General features: G+C 70.5%; 12 protein-coding genes. 9 read left to right on the forward strand and 3 right to left on the reverse strand.

Annotated features, from left to right (window positions below; all coding sequences use genetic code 11):
- Positions 1-2: 2 nt before the first annotated feature.
- The 8 genes from ACIQD6_RS05685 to ACIQD6_RS05720 all read left to right on the forward strand — a co-directional run bounded on the left by ACIQD6_RS05685 (position 3) and on the right by ACIQD6_RS05720 (position 11,799).
- A complete protein-coding gene (locus tag ACIQD6_RS05685; protein WP_401878482.1) occupies positions 3-1,109 on the forward strand; it encodes a Gfo/Idh/MocA family protein in 1,107 nt (368 codons plus the stop codon).
- Positions 1,106-1,963 (forward strand): class I SAM-dependent methyltransferase, encoded by an 858-nt coding sequence (locus ACIQD6_RS05690; protein ID WP_401878485.1) that lies wholly within the window; start codon positions 1,106-1,108, stop codon positions 1,961-1,963. Before ACIQD6_RS05685 ends, ACIQD6_RS05690 begins: the two co-directional genes overlap by 4 nt.
- The gene (locus ACIQD6_RS05695; RefSeq protein WP_401878488.1) at positions 1,963-3,606 is read left to right on the forward strand and encodes a serine hydrolase domain-containing protein; all 1,644 of its coding nucleotides are present in this window, start codon (positions 1,963-1,965) and stop codon (positions 3,604-3,606) included. Before ACIQD6_RS05690 ends, ACIQD6_RS05695 begins: the two co-directional genes overlap by 1 nt.
- A 30-nt stretch (positions 3,607-3,636) precedes the next feature.
- Positions 3,637-4,725 (forward strand): methyltransferase, encoded by a 1,089-nt coding sequence (locus ACIQD6_RS05700; protein WP_401878490.1) that lies wholly within the window; start codon positions 3,637-3,639, stop codon positions 4,723-4,725.
- A gap of 118 nt (positions 4,726-4,843) precedes the next feature.
- A complete protein-coding gene (locus ACIQD6_RS05705; RefSeq protein WP_401878493.1) occupies positions 4,844-6,016 on the forward strand; it encodes a cytochrome P450 in 1,173 nt (390 codons plus the stop codon).
- Positions 6,017-6,691: 675 nt separating this feature from the next.
- Positions 6,692-9,508 carry an AAA family ATPase gene (locus ACIQD6_RS05710; protein WP_401878495.1) on the forward strand — a complete coding sequence of 939 codons (2,817 nt, stop codon included), beginning with the start codon at positions 6,692-6,694 and terminating at the stop codon, positions 9,506-9,508.
- Between the two features lie 156 nt (positions 9,509-9,664).
- Positions 9,665-11,233, forward strand: a complete 1,569-nt coding sequence (locus tag ACIQD6_RS05715; protein ID WP_401878498.1) for an AlkA N-terminal domain-containing protein — start codon at positions 9,665-9,667, stop codon at positions 11,231-11,233.
- Between the two features lie 11 nt (positions 11,234-11,244).
- A complete protein-coding gene (locus ACIQD6_RS05720; RefSeq protein WP_401878501.1) occupies positions 11,245-11,799 on the forward strand; it encodes a methylated-DNA--[protein]-cysteine S-methyltransferase in 555 nt (184 codons plus the stop codon).
- A gap of 59 nt (positions 11,800-11,858) precedes the next feature.
- Here the strand turns inward: ACIQD6_RS05720 and ACIQD6_RS05725 are convergent, their stop codons facing one another.
- The 3 genes from ACIQD6_RS05725 to ACIQD6_RS05735 form a co-directional block, all read right to left on the reverse strand.
- Positions 11,859-13,115: a hypothetical protein gene (locus ACIQD6_RS05725; RefSeq protein ID WP_401878503.1), complete on the reverse strand. Its 1,257-nt coding sequence runs from the start codon at positions 13,113-13,115 to the stop codon at positions 11,859-11,861.
- A gap of 144 nt (positions 13,116-13,259) precedes the next feature.
- Entirely contained in the window at positions 13,260-14,525 is a 1,266-nt protein-coding gene (locus ACIQD6_RS05730) for a MerR family transcriptional regulator (protein ID WP_401878505.1), read from the reverse strand.
- A gap of 89 nt (positions 14,526-14,614) precedes the next feature.
- Entirely contained in the window at positions 14,615-15,124 is a 510-nt protein-coding gene (locus ACIQD6_RS05735) for an NUDIX domain-containing protein (protein WP_401878507.1), read from the reverse strand.
- Positions 15,125-15,250: 126 nt separating this feature from the next.
- On the opposite strand from ACIQD6_RS05735, the gene ACIQD6_RS05740 reads away from it, so the two are divergent.
- Positions 15,251-16,405, forward strand: a complete 1,155-nt coding sequence (locus ACIQD6_RS05740; protein ID WP_401878510.1) for a glycerate kinase — start codon at positions 15,251-15,253, stop codon at positions 16,403-16,405.
- Positions 16,406-16,442: the final 37 nt, after the last annotated feature.

The following is a 16,442-nucleotide window of genomic DNA, read 5'->3' on the forward strand; positions in this document are numbered from 1 at the left end:
CCGTGGCGCTGAGGTTCGGGATCATCGGCTGCGGGTCCATCGGCGGTTTCCTGGGGCGGCTCCTCACCCGGGAGGACCCCGAGCTGGGTGGGCGGGCCCGGCTGACCGCCGTCGCCGGCCGGGACCGGGCACGAACCCGGGAACTGGCCGCCGAACTCGGCTGCGACCCCCTCGGCGTACCCGAACTGCTCGCATCCGCGGACGTGGACGCCGTCCTGCTCTGCACACCGAGCGGAACACACGCCGAATTCGGAGCGGCCGTGCTGCGCGCGGGCAAACACCTGCTCGTCGAGAAGCCCATCGACGTGTCACCGGCCGCCGCCGACCGGCTGATCTCCGTCGCACGGCAGGAGGGCGGAACGCTCGGCGTGATCTCCCAGCGCCGCTTCGATCCGGCGGCCCGCCTCGCCCGGACGGCGATCGAGGCCGGGGAGCTGGGACGCATCACCTCCGTCGTGATCGAACTGCCCTGGTGGCGCGAGCAGTCCTACTACACCTCGGGCACCTGGCGCGGCACCCGCTTCCTGGACGGGGGAGGGGCCCTGATGAACCAGGGCGTCCACGCGGTGGACCTGGCCCAGTGGCTGGCCGGACCGGTGGTGGAGGTGGCCGCGCACACCGCCCTGCTCGCCCACGGCGACATCGAGGTGGAGGACGTGGCCACCGCCAGCCTCAGGTTCGCGAACGGCGCGCTCGGCGTGCTGCTCGCCACCACCGCCGCCTATCCGGGCCGCACCGCCCGGATCTCGGTGCACGGCGACCGGGGCTCGGTGGTCATCGACAACGACGAACTGGAGTACTTCCACGCCGCACGCGAGGGTGAACGAGCGCCCGCCTACGGGGCGTTCGGCAACGACAACCAGGCCGCCGAGCACGCGCCCTCCCAGAAACGCGACGAGACCAGGGACCGGATCGGCCTGCTGTACCAGCCGCACCGCGACCAGCTCCTGGACTTCCTCGACGCCGTACGGGAGGGCCGGCCCCCGCTGGCGGACGCGGACGCCGGACGGCAGGCGGTGGCCGTCGTGACCGCCGTCTACACATCGGCGGCGACCGGAGGACCGGTACGAGTCAGCACCGGTACGCAACACGAGGAGGACACACGGTGAGTGGCATCGCGCACGACGGGGAAGCCGAGCGGAAGGCGGCACTGGCCCTGCTCTTCGACCGCAGCGCGCCGGACTACGAGCGGGTCGGGGTGGAGCACTTCAACGACCTCGGCCGCCGGCTGGTCGGCCACGCCAAGGTCACGGCCGGGCAGCGGGTGCTGGACGTCGGGTGCGGCACCGGCGCCGTGCTCGTCCCCGCCGCGCGGGCGGCGGGACCCGACGGCGAGGTCATCGGCGTCGACCTGTCCGCCGGGATGGTGGCACGGGCCCAGGAGGAGGCCGCCCGGCAGGGACTGCGCCAGGCGCGGGCCGTCGTCGGCGACGCTGAGACCGTCGCCCTGGACGGCATACCCACCGCACCGGGCTCGTTCGACGCCGTCTTCGCCGGGATCTGTCTGTTCTTCTTCCCCCGCCCGGAGGTCGCCGCGGCCCGCTACCGCGAACTGCTCAAGCCGGGAGGGCAGTTCGCGGTGTCGTGGTGGGGACGGCCGGACCCGCGGTGGGACCCGGTGTTCGCCGCGAGCGCCCCGTACGGCCGGGGTCCCTCCTCGCACACCCTGCCCGAGGAGAGCCCGTTCCGCTCGGTCGACGCCTTCCACGCGATGCTCGGCGAGGCCGGTTTCGCCGAGGCCGAGACGGTCGAGGAGGACTGCGTCACCCACTTCGTCGACGCGGAGCAGTGGTGGCGGTGGGTGTGGTCGACCGCCGGGCGCCAGTTCTGGGAGACCGTTCCCGACGACAAGCGCGAGGAAGCCGTCGGGGCCGTGTACGCGGTACTGGACACCCTGAAGGCGGCCGACGAGAGCCTCACCAGCACCTCCAAAGTGCGCTTCACCGTGGCCAAGAGGTACTGATGGGGACGGCCCCCGCCGGGACGGACCTGTCCGCCCCCGCCGCCCCCACCCGGTACGGGCTGTTCTCGCCGGAGTGGCTCGCCCGCGCCAACTCCGCGTTCGCCGTGCTCCCGGCCGACGAGACCTCCGCCATCCGGGTCGAGCTGACCGTCACGGACGCGCCCGCGGGCACCGCCGGCGCGCTCGGCATCCTCGTCGACCTCACCACCGGCGCCCTCCGGTTCTCGGCAGGCCACCAGGCCGGACGGCCCGCCCTCGCCTTCACGCTCACCCACGCGGACGCCCGCACCCTGCTGTTCGGGGACCAGACACACCGGACGCGCCTGTTCGAACACGGCGGCCTCCGGCTGGAAGGCGCGTTCCTGTTCGTCTTCCTGCTCGACCGGATCCTCCAGCAGGATGTGTCGGGCGCGCTGGCGGCAGTACGGGCCCGGACCACCGGCCTGCCGGACGGACCGCTCCCGGCGCCCGCGTGGCGGGAACGCCCCGCGGCCGCCCGTACCTCCGCCGCACCGCGGGACGAGACGGCGGAGATACAGGCGGCACAGGACGCGCTGCCCCGGACCATGGCGGCCCTGCGAGCCGAACTCGGCCGTACCACTCCCGGCGCGCAGGTGTACGTGTCGCACGCCCCGACACGTACCGCCGTGTCCGTGGCCCTCGGCGAATCCCGGCCCCACGTCCCCTTCACCCGCGGGTCGTCGCCGATCTGGTACTGCTGCTCCAAGGCGGTCGGGGCGGTGGCCGTCGGGCAGCTCTGGGAGCGGGGGCTGGTGGATCCGCTGCGTCCCGTCGCCGAGTACCTCCCCTGGTTCGAGGGCGAGGGCCGGGAGAAGATCACCCTCTACCAGCTGCTGACTCACACCAGCGCGGTTCCCATGGCGCTGGACCCGCTGCACGGCACCTTCGCCGCGGACGTCGAACTCCGCCGGGAACAACTGCGCACCATGAGGATCCCCCCGGACGCCGAAGCCGGGACAAGGATCAACTACGCGCCCTGGTGGGCCTGGTTCCTGCTGGCGGACATCGTCCAGGCGGTCGACGGCCGGAGTTACGAGCGTTACCTGACCGAAGAAGTACTGGCCCCCTGCGCGATGACCGGCACCCGGATGGTGCTCACCCCCGAGGAGTACCAGGAGGAGGCCCGGCTGCTCCCGCTGATCCACATCACGGGAGGAGTCTTCCCGGCCGAACCGACCCAGTGGTACGCCACGGAAGCCTCGTGCACCCGGCCCATTCCAGGGCTCAACATGCGCGGCCCGGTCCGGGATCTCGGCCGCTTCTTCGAAACACTGCTGGCCGGCGGGCAGGGACCGGGCGGCCGGATCCTCCGGCCGCAGACCGTCATGGCGATGACGGCCCGTCACCGGGTCGGCCTCACCGATCCCTTCGGCAACGCCGACTGGGGACTGGGGTTCCGGCTGGAGTCACACCACCTCGGCGAGGCGTACACGGCCTTCAGCCGCTACGCCTCGCGCCGCACCTTCGGGCACTACGGACTGTGGACGTCCGTGGCCTTCGCCGACCCGGACGCCTCGGTGGTGGCCGCCGTGCACCTCAACGGCAAGGCGTCGCAGGACGAACACCAGGAGCGGATGCTCTCCATCGGTGACGCCATCTATCACGATCTCGACCTTGTGTGATGTACCTGTTGTTTCACGAGAGGAATCAGCATGACCGCGCCGCGGAATGATGTCGGATCGCCCCACACCATCATCTCCATCGCCACCGCCTTCTGGAAGTCGAAAGTACTGCTGAGCGCGGTAGAACTCGGCGTATTCGCCGAGCTGTCCGAACAGCCCCGTACGGGCGAGGAGTTGTGCGAGCTGCTCGGGATCAAAGGCCGGGGCGCTCCCGACTTCCTGAACAGTCTGGTCTCGCTGGGAATGCTGGAGCGCAGGGACGGGCTCTACCACAACTCCCCGGTGGCCGGGGAATATCTCAACCCGAACAAGCCCGCCACCGATGTGTCCGGCTATCTGGCCTTCCTGAACTCCGGATTCGGCTGGTGGTCACGGATCACGGAAGGGCTGCGCAGCGGAGACCGTCTCGACTTCTCCGGAGCCCTCGCCGAATCGGGCGGTGGCGACGGCGGTACGGCGGGCGACGGCACCCTGGTGGAGGCCGACGCCAACAGCGACACCTTCGGCGAAGCGTTCGCCACCCCTGACCAGGTCACGGGTTTCGTCCGGGCCATGACCGGCTACAGCATGGGCGCGAATCAGGCCATCGCCACCGCGTTCGACTGGAAGCCGGTGCGCACGGTCGTGGACGTGGGCTGCTCGGAGGGCGCGTTGCTCGCCCAGGTACTCGGCGCCCACGAGCACCTGCACGGCATCGGTTTCGACCTGCCCGCCGTGAACGCCCGCTTCACGACCCACCTCGGCCAGGCGGGTATCACGGGCCGGGCCGACTTCGCCGGCGGTGACTTCTTCACCGATCCGCTGCCGACCGGCGACGTCATCGTCATGGGCCATGTGCTGCACGACTGGAACCTGGACATCAAGCAGATGCTCATCCGGAAGGCGTACGACGCCCTGCCGTCCGGCGGTTCGCTGCTCATCTACGAGTCGCTCATCGACGACGACCGCCGGACCAACACCACCTCCATGCTGACCAGCCTCAACGTCTCGCTGGTCTCCGCCGGGGGCCTCGGCTACACCGGTGCCGAGTGCCGGGGCTGGCTGACCGAGGCGGGCTTCCGGGACATCACCGTCAGCCACCTCGACGGGCCCGAGTACATGGTCGTCGGGGTCAAATGACAGGCCCGGCCAGATGACGACCGACGCGCAGGAGCCGTCACCATCCCTGACCGCTCCCGGTAGCGGCCCCCGGACGACCTCCGGGGGCACGCCCCCGAGCACCCCCGGCACATGTCCGGTGGCCGCGCGTACGGCGCACGCCACCGCGACCCAGCGCGGCCCCATGCTGCCTTATCTCCCACGGCATCCGGTGCCGGACGTGGTACGGGTCCGCGCGCCCACGGGTGACGATCTCTGGCTTGTCACCCGGTTCGAACTCGGGCGTCAGGTGCTCACCGACTCCCGGTTCAGCCGGGCCATGGCCGTCGCCGAGTCGGCGCCGGCGATCCATCCCCTGCGGGCGGATCCGGCGGCGCTCACCAGCCTCGATCCGCCCGCGCACGGCAGGCTGCGCAAGCTGGTCAACCGTGCCTTCGCTCCCCATGCCGTCGCCGCCCAGGAGGACTCGATCCGGCGAACGGCCCGCGGCCTGCTGAAGGACAGGCGTGGGATCGACCTCGTATCCGGTTACGCGATGCCGCTGTCGTCGGCGACGATCTGCGAGGTGCTGGGTGTCCCCGAGGCAGAACGTGACCGCTTCTCCCACTTGGCCGACCGCGCGCACGGCATCACCCCCTGCTCACCGGAGGAATCGGAATCGGCCAGAGACGAACTGCGCGCGTACTTCGTCTCCCTGGTGGACCTGGCCAGGCATGACCCCGGCGGACACCTGCTCGGCAGACTGGTCCTCGCCGAGGAGCAGGACGGGGCCCTGGACGAACGGGAGTTGCTCGCCCTCGTCGAACTGCTGCTCAACGCGGGGTACGAGACCACGATCGGCCAGATCGGACTCGCGGCGCTCGCCCTGCTGGAACACCCCCGGCAGTGGCGGGAATTGGTGCGCCGTCCGGAGCTGATCCCCGGCGCGGTGGAGGTGCTCCTGCGGTACGCGCCCGTCGTCCCGATCAGTTTCACGCGCGTGGCAGTGCGGGATGTCGAGCTCGGCGGGGAGCGGATCGCGGCGGGGGAGGGGGTGCTGGTGTCCCTGCTGCATGCCAACTTCGACGCGGCCGAGAACCCGGACCCGGAAGTCCTCGACGTCGGGGCCGACGTGGCGAGACACCTCACGTTCGGCCATGGGCCGCATGTGTGTCTCGGTGCCCGGCTGGCCGGGCTCCAGCTCCGCGTCGCGCTGGAAGAACTGGTCAGGGCGGCCCCGGAGCTGTCCTTGACCGTGCCCCCGGCCGCCCTGCGATGGCGGCCCGCCGAGGCCGTCGTACGCGGCCCGACCACCCTCCCGGTGTCGTGGTGACACGCGACCCCGGAGGGGGTCGCGAACGGCACATCACACGGTATTGAACTCCCGTCCGCCCGGCCCCGGCCGGTGACGGGATCGTCGCCCGTCGCGGTTCCCGCGGCGGGCGACGACTGTTGTCATGACATCGCGGTCATGACGCCGCGTTTGCGAACTGATAAGGCATTGGCTGGATTTCACCAGAGTCATGGTACGTACCATTGGAGGGTGTGGTGGAATTTTTCCGGCAAAACGTAGCCGTGCGGCCGAATCTTCCGCGCGATGGGCGGAAGGGGGCTTACCAGGTCACTCCATCGCTAAATCGAGCCCCTGTTGCTCGATTACTCACAAAACATTCATCGGTTGTTCTCACGGGAGAGCGGTTCTTCTTCGGTGACCGTGGTTTCGACTGGTTGGAGTGGTGCGCGCCACGGCGACCCGAACTGCAAGATGGCGCATATCTGTGCTCCTGTGCCGGATTGGATCCAGGGCTCTTCGGGTGCTGCCGAATGACTGGGGAAAGCCTGGTCGCCCGGGTGGTAAAGGCGTGCGGGAGAGGTCCGGTGAGTTCACCGACGCACCCAAGACAGCCCGCACTCAGCTGATTACACTGGATTACTGAAGCGATAGATGGCGCTGATTCTGCGTTCCTGAGTTTCGGGAACCCCTTTCCCTGAGTGCAGAGGTGAGACGATGAGCTGGGCGAGCCGCCGACAGGATTATGTGGCTGAATTTGGCGCGCTTGTGAGGGAAGTCGGACCTCATCAGGGCTGCGTGATCGCCCTGCACGGGGGTCCGGGTACGGGGAAGACGACTCTGCTACGGAGATTCAGGGAACACGCCGCGGAGTCCGGCGCACTGTTTCTGGCTGCCACCGGTTTCCGTAACGAGCGCAGTGTTCCCTTCGCCACGATAGAGCAACTGACATATTCCTCCGGAATACCCGAGGAGGCGCGCGCGGCGGTGGCCCGGCTGTGGGAGCACGGCGTGCCGCGGGAAGCGTCCGACAGCGACCATGTCGGCCGGCTGCGGGACCTGACCTCGGTCCTGGAAGCCGTGGCGCGGGAAAAACCCCTGGTCATCGCGGTCGACGATGTGCGGTACGCGGACGCGCTGTCCCAGGTCTGCCTGTTGCACCTGGCCCGGCGCGCCCAGAGCAGCGGCATCGTCATCGTCATGACGTCCGGTCAGACGGAGGCGCCGGCGGAGGGCACACCGGAGCGATCCGATTTCCTCGGCGTACCGGGCTGCCGCATCAGGGACATCCCCCTGCTGTCCGAAGCGGAGGTGCGGTTGCTGCTGGAGCGTCAGCTCGGCGCCGAGGCGGCGGAGGAAACGTACGCCGGCGTTCACCAGGTCAGCGGCGGCAACCCCGCTCTCGTACACGCGCTGGTACGCGACCACAAGACGTCCCTGAGGACAGCCCCCGAGCATGGCGCGGCCGTTGGCGGGGGCGTCGTGGTGAGCGAGGCGTTCGAGCGGTCGTACATGGGCAGGCTGCTGCGCCATCCCCATCTGATGTCCTGTGTACGGGCATTGGCCGTGCTCGACCGGTCGCACACCCCGGTCAGAATCGGGCAGCTCCTGGACCGCTGCCCGGAGCGGGTCGCCGCGGAGATCGCCGAGCTGGAGTCGGCGGGGTTGCTGGAGGGGGGCTGGTTCCGGAATCCGGCCGCCCGCAGGGCCGTGATGGGCGCGCCCGAGTGCGCCAGGCTCCACTCGCGCGCGGCGGGGGTACTCCGGGCGGAGGGCGCGCCCGTCACCACGGTGGCGGACCATCTCGTGGCCGGGAACGGGGTGCTGGACGACACGGAGGTCGCCGTACTGCTGCGGGCGTCCCGGCAGCTCCTCGGGGAGGGGAAGGCGGACGCCGCACTGCGGTGCCTGCGACTCGCGGACCGGGCCGAGTTGGACGAACCACGGCGGGTGGAGATCATCCGGGCTCTGGTCGGCGCGCTGTGGTGCGTCAACCCCGCGGCGGCGGAGCCGGAGGCGAGCCGGCTGATGTCCGCGATGCGTTCGGGGGCGCTCGACGCAGGGGACATCCACGGACTCATCTCGTGGCTGTTGTGGTTCGGCCGGACGAAGGAGGCCGGCGAGGCGATCACGCATCTGGAGAAGCTCTCCGATCCGCGGAGTCCGGGCGACAGGGAACAACTCGCAGCGACCCGGGCGGTGGTGGCGCACTTCGGTCCGGCCCTGCTGAGCACACTGCCGGAGTCCGATCCGCCCTCGTGGGAAATGGACACCATGTCGGCAGCTCATCTGGAGCGCGCGGCGCGGGCGTCCATCGGCCAGCTGTCCGCACCGGCCGGCCACAGCGACCTGCTTCCCCTGGTGTCCGAGCTCGACGAGACGGTCGACGGGGCCGCTTTACCACCACTGGTCCGGGACCGGCGGATCTTCTGGGACCGTGACGCGCTGTCGCTGCTGGAGCTGATCCAGCACGGTCATTTCGCGCTGGCCGACAGACTCTGCGCGGCGTTGCTGGCCCAGCTTCCCGCCGAGGGCTCTCCCGCCCGTCACGCGATCTTCCTGAGTATTCACGCCCGCGTCGCCATCCAGCGCGGTGACATGAGCACTGCCGCCGCTCGCGCGACCGGCGCTCTGGAACACCTTCCCCACCACGGCTGGGGTGTGGTCGTCGGCTCCCCGCTCTCCACTCTGGTCCATGCCTACACGGTCATGGGGCGGCACGAAGAAGCCGCCTCCTATCTCGAATATCCCGTTCCCGAAGAGATGTTCCAGTCCACCATCGGCCTGTTCTACCTCGTCGCACGCGGCTACCACAGCCTGGCCACCGGCCGTCCCTATGCGGCCCTCAGCGACTTCAGCGCCTGTACTCCGATGGCCGACCAGTGGCGCTCCTCCTCGCGTCACCTCCTCGGCTGGCGCACCGGGGCCGCCGAGGCCTATCTGGCCCTCGGTAAATCACACCGCGCTCGCACCATGGTCGAACGCGAGCTCGCCGCCATCGATCCCCGTCCGTCCACCTGCCGTGGCAACGCCCTGCGCGTGCTGGCCGCCGCTTGTCCGCCGGACCAGCGCGAGGCGCTCCTCGGTCAGGCTGTGGACGTCCTGCGTCAGTGCGACAACCGTCTCGCCCTCGCACGAGCCCTCGCCGACCTCAGCCAGAGCCATGCCGACAACGGCCGCTCCCAGGAGGCCCACACCCTGCGACAGGAGGCACAACAGCTCAGTCACCACGAGGGAGACCGGACTCCCCTCCTGCCCGCGCGGACGCCCAGCCTGAACGGCACCGCCCCCGTCCCTCGTGCCGCCGCCCCCGAATCCGTCGACAGAACGCTGCTCTCCAACGCCGAGTGGCGAGTTGCCGTCCTGGCGTCCGAAGGCAAGTCCAACCGGCAGATCGCCCGACACCTCTACATCACCGTCAGCACTGTCGAGCAACACCTCACCCGCGTCTACCGAAAACTCTCGGTTCGTCGCAGAGCCGAACTCTCCCGGCTCTTCAGGCTCACGAACGGAATGGACGCTCTCGCCGACTGAATCGGCCGACTTAACTGGCCGACTGAACCGGTCGGCGGGGTCGCAAGGCAGGCAAGGCAGGCAAGGCGGGAGAGGCGGGAGAGGCAGGAGAGTCCTCCGAAGGTTGATGTCGTTTTCTTGCCAGCCGGGAGGACTCTCCTGCCGGATGCTTGAGGCATGTACACCGACACCGAGCGTTGCGTGCGGGCTGTCAGGTCGAAGGACGCGCGGTTCGACGGATGGTTCTTCACGGCCGTCCTGACCACGCGCATCTACTGTCGGCCCAGCTGTCCGGTCGTGCCGCCCAAGGCCGAGAACATGACCTTCTACCCGAGTGCCGCGGCCTGCCAGCAGGCCGGGTTCCGGGCCTGCAAGCGGTGCCGGCCGGACACCAGCCCCGGCTCCCCGGAGTGGAACGCCCGCGCCGACAGCGTCGCCCGTGCCATGCGGCTCATCCAGGACGGGGTCGTGGACCGCGAAGGCGTGCCCGGCCTGGCCGGGCGGCTCGGCTACTCCGCCCGCCAGATCGAGCGGCAGCTGCTCGCCGAGCTGGGCGCGGGACCGCTCGCACTGGCCCGCGCCCAGCGGGCGCAGACCGCCCGGCTCCTCATCGAAACGACTGATCTGCCGATGGCCGAGGTCGCCTTCGCGGCGGGCTTCGCCTCGATCCGGGCGTTCAACGACACCGTGCGCGAGGTCTTCGCACTGTCGCCGAGCGAGCTGCGCACACGCGCCTCACGTACCTCTCGTACCTCTCGTACCTCTTGTGCCTCACGCGCCTCACGTGGCGACTCCAGCGGTCGCCACGGCGCTCCCCGTACGGCCGGCACAGCCCGCACACCCGGCGGCCCCGGCACCCCGGGAGTGATCTCGCTGCGCCTGCCGTTCCGCGCGCCCCTCACCCCGGACAACCTCTTCGGGCACCTCGCCGCCACCGCCGTACCGGGCGTCGAGGAGTGGCGCGACGGCGCGTACCGGCGCACGCTCTCACTCCCGTACGGCCACGGCATCGTCGCCCTCGCCCCGCGCCCCGACCACATCGCCTGCCGGCTCTCGCTCACCGACCCGCGCGACCTCACACTCGCCATCAGCAGCTGCCGCCGGATGCTCGACCTGGACGCCGATCCGGTCGCCGTGGACGAGCAGTTGCGCGTCGACCCGTCGCTGGCCCCGCTGGTCGACAAGGGCCCGGGGCGGCGGGTGCCCCGTACCGTCGACGCCGCCGAGTTCGCCGTACGAGCCGTGCTCGGCCAGCAGGTCTCCACCGCCGCCGCCCGCACCCACGCGGCCCGTCTGGTCACCGCGCACGGTGTGCCGGTCGACGATCCCGAAGGCGGGCTCACCCACCTCTTCCCGTCCTCCGAGGCGCTCGCCGCGCTCGACCCGGACGCGCTGGCCCTGCCGCGCAGTCGGCGCACCACCCTCACCACGCTCGTCGCCGCCCTCGCCGACGGGTCGATCCGGCTCGGCCCCGACAGCGACTGGGAGCGGGCGCGGGAGCAGCTCATCGCCCTGCCCGGGTTCGGGCCGTGGACGGTCGAGGTGATCGCGATGCGCGGGCTCGGCGACCCGGACGCGTTCGTGCCGACCGACCTCGGCGTGCGCCGGGCCGCCGCGGGACTCGGCCTGCCGTCCACCCCGGCCGCGCTCACGGCCCGCGCAGCCGCCTGGCGGCCCTGGCGTGCGTACGCCGTCCAGTATCTGTGGGCCACCGATGACCACGCCATCAACCACCTCCCGAAGTAAGGAAGTTCGTCATGACTCAGCAGTACGCCGACCACATCGTGCACACCGTGACCGACAGCCCGTACGGACCACTGACCCTCGTCGCGACCGACGGTGTACTGAGCGGCCTCTACATGGCCGAGCAGCGCCACCGCCCGCTGGAGGAGACCTTCGGTGTCCCGGACCCCCGGCCGTTCACCGAGACACTCGGCCAGCTCGCCGCGTACTTCGACGGTGAGCTCAGAGAGTTCGATCTGCCGCTACGGCTGAACGGCACGCCGTTCCAGCGCGACGTCTGGGCTCAGCTCCAGCGGATTCCGTACGGCGAGACACGGTCGTACGGTGAACTGGCCGACGCCCTCGGCAAACCGGCCGCCTCGCGCGCGGTCGGACTGGCCAACGGCAAGAACCCGATCAGCATCGTCGTGCCCTGCCACCGGGTGATCGGTTCGACCGGCAGCCTCATCGGCTACGGCGGCGGACTCGACCGCAAGCAGCGGCTCCTGGCCTTCGAGGGAGCGGACGGAGCCGCGGGCGGCGGAGCGCACGGCCCCGCCACTGTCCCGGCCCCGGCCACTCTCTTCTGACACGAGGGGGCCGGATTCGACGACCCCCGTTCACGACGACCCCCGTTCACACACGCCGATCAGGAACGCGTCACCGGCGCGAAGGGGTTGGGGGTCAGGCCCGTCCAGCGGTTCAGGACCGCGCGGCCGGTCTGCCGGGTGACCCCGTCGACCTCGACCGTGCCGATCGACGCGACGTAGTAGCGGCCGTCGTCGAGCGAGACCAGCCCGTACTGCCCGGCCGACTCCCAGCCGTACACACCGGACGCCGTGTCGTGCAGCCCACGGGGCAGGAGCGACAGGATCCGGCCGCGCTCGGGCTTCGCCTGACCGCGCACGGTGCCCCACGTGGCGCGCTTCGAGCCGTCGAGGACGAAGAGGGAGTAGTTCGGGAACCGGGTCTTCTTGCCCTTGTACGCGGCCATCAGCCAGTTGCCGGTGTGCGCGTCGTACTCCAGGTTCTGCACGCCGTAGGTGGTGTTGCCGGTGTACGCGAAGTACTTGCCGTCGGGCGAGGCCGGTCCTGAGGTGTGCGGGGCGTCCTCGGACAGTGGCTTCTCGTACTTCTTCCACTGCCGCACGTCGTACTGGAGCAGGACCTGGTTGTCGTTGTCCTCGCGGCCGGTGTTGGCGTAGACCCCGTACGCGACGGTGAGCTTGGAGCCGCCCTGGCGGTCCAGCGCGGGACCGAAGGAGACTCCGTCGATGCCGCTGCATCCGTACCGGTGGTCAGGGGTGTTGGCGGTGTCGCCGTCGAAGACACCGTCCCCGTTCATGTCGGCCGTGTAGTCCTTCGCGACCTCCTTCAGGTGGACGGTGGAGACCACGCCGGCGGACTCGGCGTCCATGTTCATGCGGTTGACGCGGTCCCCGTCGAACACGGCGATGTAGAAGGACTTCGCGGCCTTGTACTCAAGGGATCCGTAGACGCGGCCGTCCTGCTCGTTGAAGTCCAGGTCGCCGAGGTGCCCGGTGAAACCGGTGACGGAGCCGACGGGCTTGCCGCGCAGATCGGTCTTCACCAGGAGGTCGGTGAAGGAGAAGTACATGTAGCCCTTGCGGCGGTCGACGGCCGTGCCCTGGAGATGACCGGACGGCCAGGTGCCACCGTCGACGGTCTTGGGCAGGGCGGGCAGTTGCCGCGTCGCCCGGCCCGCCGCGTCCACGGTCCGGGCCTGGGTACGATCCTGAGCCTTGGCGTGCGTTTCGGTCTGCGTCCCGGTCAGGGGCTGCGTACGGATCTGCGCCTGGGCCGCGCCCGCTCCGGCCAGGACGGTCGAAACGAGGACAACGGACGTGAACAGGGCCGTCGTTCGGCCGCGATTCTGCCTTGGCATGCTTCCTCCGGGATCCTGGACGAATCTCCAGGATGATCCTGGGCGGGCATGCACGGCGGACCAACGCGGAATGAACGTGAAGTTGCCCCTGACGGGTCATCAAAATGCCGCCCTGGATGACCCGTCAGTCGCCGCGAGCGGGCGTCAGTTGTCCGGAGCGGTGAGGCTGACGGGCATGACCAGGGTGCTGAAGCTTCCCTGGTCCGCCGAGCGCACCACGACCGGTTCGGTCACCGCCGCGATCTCCAGCAGGACGTCCGGGCCGACGCTCGCTTCGAGGGCCGGAGCGAGGACGGCGGGGTCGAAGCCGATACGGACCGGCAGGTCACCCAGGCAAGTGGCGTGCAGGATAACGGCGTTGGAATCGTCGGGCAGGGAGACCGTGACCTTGTCCTCGCCGAGTCGCAGGGCGATCGCGGGTGTGCCGTGCGGTGCGTCGCCGGACGTGTCGCAGCAGTTCTCGACGGCATCCAGAAGAGCCGACCGGTCCACGATCAGACGGTGCCGAGGCTCGGCCGCGGCGGACAGCATCTCGCGATAGGCGGGGAACCGCCCCTCGGCCGACGGCAGATCACGTGATCCGGACCCGCCCGTATCGAGGACCCTGGCCCCCGCCGGGCCGGCCTCGATCGTCACCGCGACACACCGCGCGGCCCAGGCCCCGATCTCGGCCAGGGCGTCCGCCTCCACGAGCAGTTGGCGGTCGGGCCCGTCCACCGCGATCACCGGCCTCAGGACGCGTATCGACATCCGGTAGCGGTCGGTGGCCACCAGCCGGATCTCGCCGTCACCGATCTCGATGAGAACGCACCCGAGGACCGGGTGCTCCGGGTCACGACCGACGGCCGGTACGACCTGGCGCAGGGCACTGGCCAACTCCGCGCCACCGAGCCGTACACGCGTCGAAGGCGTACTCGCTGCAAGGCCACCGTCACCTTCACTTTCACCGGCACCAGCACCGGCACCGGCACCAGCACCGGCACCGGCACCAGCACCAGCACCTGCGCCTGCGTCGGAATCCGAGCGCCGGCCCGTGTAGGGGCCGGTGGGGGAGAGAGATCCCAGAACCGCGGCGATCGTGGCATCGGCGGCCCGCTGCTGGTCCCGTACGGCACTGCGGTGCCGTTCCAGTACGGCGCGGGCCTCCTCCTGATCACCGTCGAGCACGGTGCTGACGTCGGCCAGCGTGAGCCCCGCCGCCCGCAGACTCCGCAACAGCCCTGCCCGCGTGGTCTGGTCGGGGTTGTAGTAGCGGTAGCCGGTCGCCTCGTCGACCCGCGCGGGCGGAAGAACTCCGCAGTCGTCGTAGAAGCGCAGAGCGCTCGGCGCGAGACCGACGCGTCGCGCGAAGTCGCCGATGCTCAGGAGTTTCGTGAGGCCCTGTGTGGCGCTGAGTGTGATGCCGTCCATGGCGGCGATTGTCGTCGTTCAAGGAACGTGAAGGTCAACTTTCGCCGAAACGAGCCGATCGGACCGCGCCACCGGGGACAGCCATGGGACTACCGCGGTCGCACGCCGTTCTCCAGTTCCACCGCGCCCGTGCCGGACTCCAGCGCGTCGAGCGCCGCCCGCACCCGGAGCCCGAGCGATCCCGGCAGATACGAGGAGAGCTCGGCGGGGTCGAGCAACCGCCACGACAGCAGTTCCTCCTCCTGGAGCCGGATCGCCGCCAGCTGGTCCTCGCCCAGTACCCCGCCGTCGTACAGATACGCGGCGATCGGCGGCCGGGCCGTGCCCGGGACCCAGTCGACCGCCAGCAGCGGCCCCGGCTCGATGTTCAGGCCGATCTCCTCAAGGGTCTCCCGGCGGGCACCCTCACGCGGGGTCTCACCGTCGTCGGACTCGATGGTCCCGCCCGGCAGGGCCCAGCCCTCCCGGTAATTGGGCTCGACGATCAGTACGTGGCCCCGGGCGTCCCTGAAGAGCATGGCGGCGCCGGCCAGCACACGGGGGAGGCCGGCGATGTACGCGGCGTAGTCGGTATCGGTTTGCGCATCTGTTTCCGTCACACCCGAAGCCTAAGAGGTCGCGGGCCGGGGCCCGCGCAATCCGGAGACCGATCATGGGCAGTGGGTCATCTGTACGGATAGGGTCGGGTCGGCGCGACTATCTGTTCGAGAGCAGAGGGATGCACAGTGACGGACGGAGCAGCAACGGAAGCCGCGCGCGTACTGGTCGCGGCGGACAAGTTCAAGGGGTCACTCACGGCCGTGCAGGTCGCCGAACGGGTCACGGCAGGGCTGCACCGGGTCGCCCCCGCGGTGACTGTCGAGACGCTGCCGGTCGCGGACGGTGGCGACGGCACCGTGGCGGCCGCCGTGGCCGCCGGTTTCGAGCGCCGTGAGGTACGGGTCACCGGCCCGCTCGGGGACGAACTGACCGCGGCGTACGCCCTGCGGGACGGTACGGCCGTCGTCGAGATGGCGGAGGCATCGGGCCTCCAGTGCCTGCCCGAAGGGGTCTTCGCGCCGCTGACGGCGACGACGTACGGCTCCGGCGAACTGCTGCGTGCCGCGCTCGACGCGGGCGCGCGGAGCATTGTCTTCGGCGTCGGTGGAAGCGCCACGACCGACGGCGGCGCGGGGATGCTCACGGCGCTCGGCGCACGCTTCCTGGACGCGGACGGACAGCCGGTCGGGCCGGGCGGCGGCGGACTGCGTGACCTCGCCACCGCCGATCTCTCCGGTCTGGACGACCGCCTGGCCGCCACGGAGATCGTCCTGGCCAGCGATGTCGACAACCCGCTGACCGGCCCCAAGGGCGCCCCCGCCGTCTACGGGGCGCAGAAGGGCGCGAGCGCGGAGGACATCGCCACGCTCGACGCGGCCCTCGCCCACTACGCCACGGTCCTGGAGTCGGCCATCGGCTCCCGGGCCGCGGATCTCGCGCTCTCGCCGGGCGCGGGCGCGGCGGGCGGTATCGGCTACGGCGCGCTGGTCGGCCTCGGCGCGAGCTTCCGCCCCGGGATCGAGATCATGCTCGATGTGCTGGGCTTCGCCCCGGCCCTGTCCCGGGCGACCCTCGTCATCACGGGCGAGGGCTCCCTGGACGAGCAGACGCTGCACGGCAAGGCCCCCGCGGGCGTCGCGGCGGCGGCGCGGGCGCGTGGGATCGAGGTCATCGCGGTCTGCGGCCGGCTGACCCTGCGCCCCGAGGCGCTGGGCCGGGCAGGCATCCGCCGCGCCTACGCCCTCACCGAGCTGGAGCCGGACCCGGCCGTCAGCATGGCGGAGGCGGGGCCGCTGCTGGAACGCCTGGCGGCGAACATCGCGCGGGACTTCCTGGTCTGACCGGACCTGACCTGGTCTGACCGGACCGCCTATGGTC

The organism is Streptomyces sp. NPDC088400, from assembly GCF_044753355.1.
Lineage (GTDB): Bacteria > Actinomycetota > Actinomycetes > Streptomycetales > Streptomycetaceae > Streptomyces.

What these genes read in the sequence shown, in the direction of transcription:
- ACIQD6_RS05730 (WP_401878505.1), bottom strand. Translation starts at nt 14,525, where the DNA reads ATGGACGGCATCACACTCAGCGCCACACAGGGCCTCACGAAACTCCTG.
- ACIQD6_RS05695 (WP_401878488.1), top strand. Translation starts at nt 1,963, where the DNA reads ATGGGGACGGCCCCCGCCGGGACGGACCTGTCCGCCCCCGCCGCCCCC.
- ACIQD6_RS05700 (WP_401878490.1), top strand. Translation starts at nt 3,637, where the DNA reads ATGACCGCGCCGCGGAATGATGTCGGATCGCCCCACACCATCATCTCC.
- ACIQD6_RS05725 (WP_401878503.1), bottom strand. Translation starts at nt 13,115, where the DNA reads ATGCCAAGGCAGAATCGCGGCCGAACGACGGCCCTGTTCACGTCCGTT.
- ACIQD6_RS05715 (WP_401878498.1), top strand. Translation starts at nt 9,665, where the DNA reads ATGTACACCGACACCGAGCGTTGCGTGCGGGCTGTCAGGTCGAAGGAC.
- ACIQD6_RS05710 (WP_401878495.1), top strand. Translation starts at nt 6,692, where the DNA reads ATGAGCTGGGCGAGCCGCCGACAGGATTATGTGGCTGAATTTGGCGCG.
- ACIQD6_RS05720 (WP_401878501.1), top strand. Translation starts at nt 11,245, where the DNA reads ATGACTCAGCAGTACGCCGACCACATCGTGCACACCGTGACCGACAGC.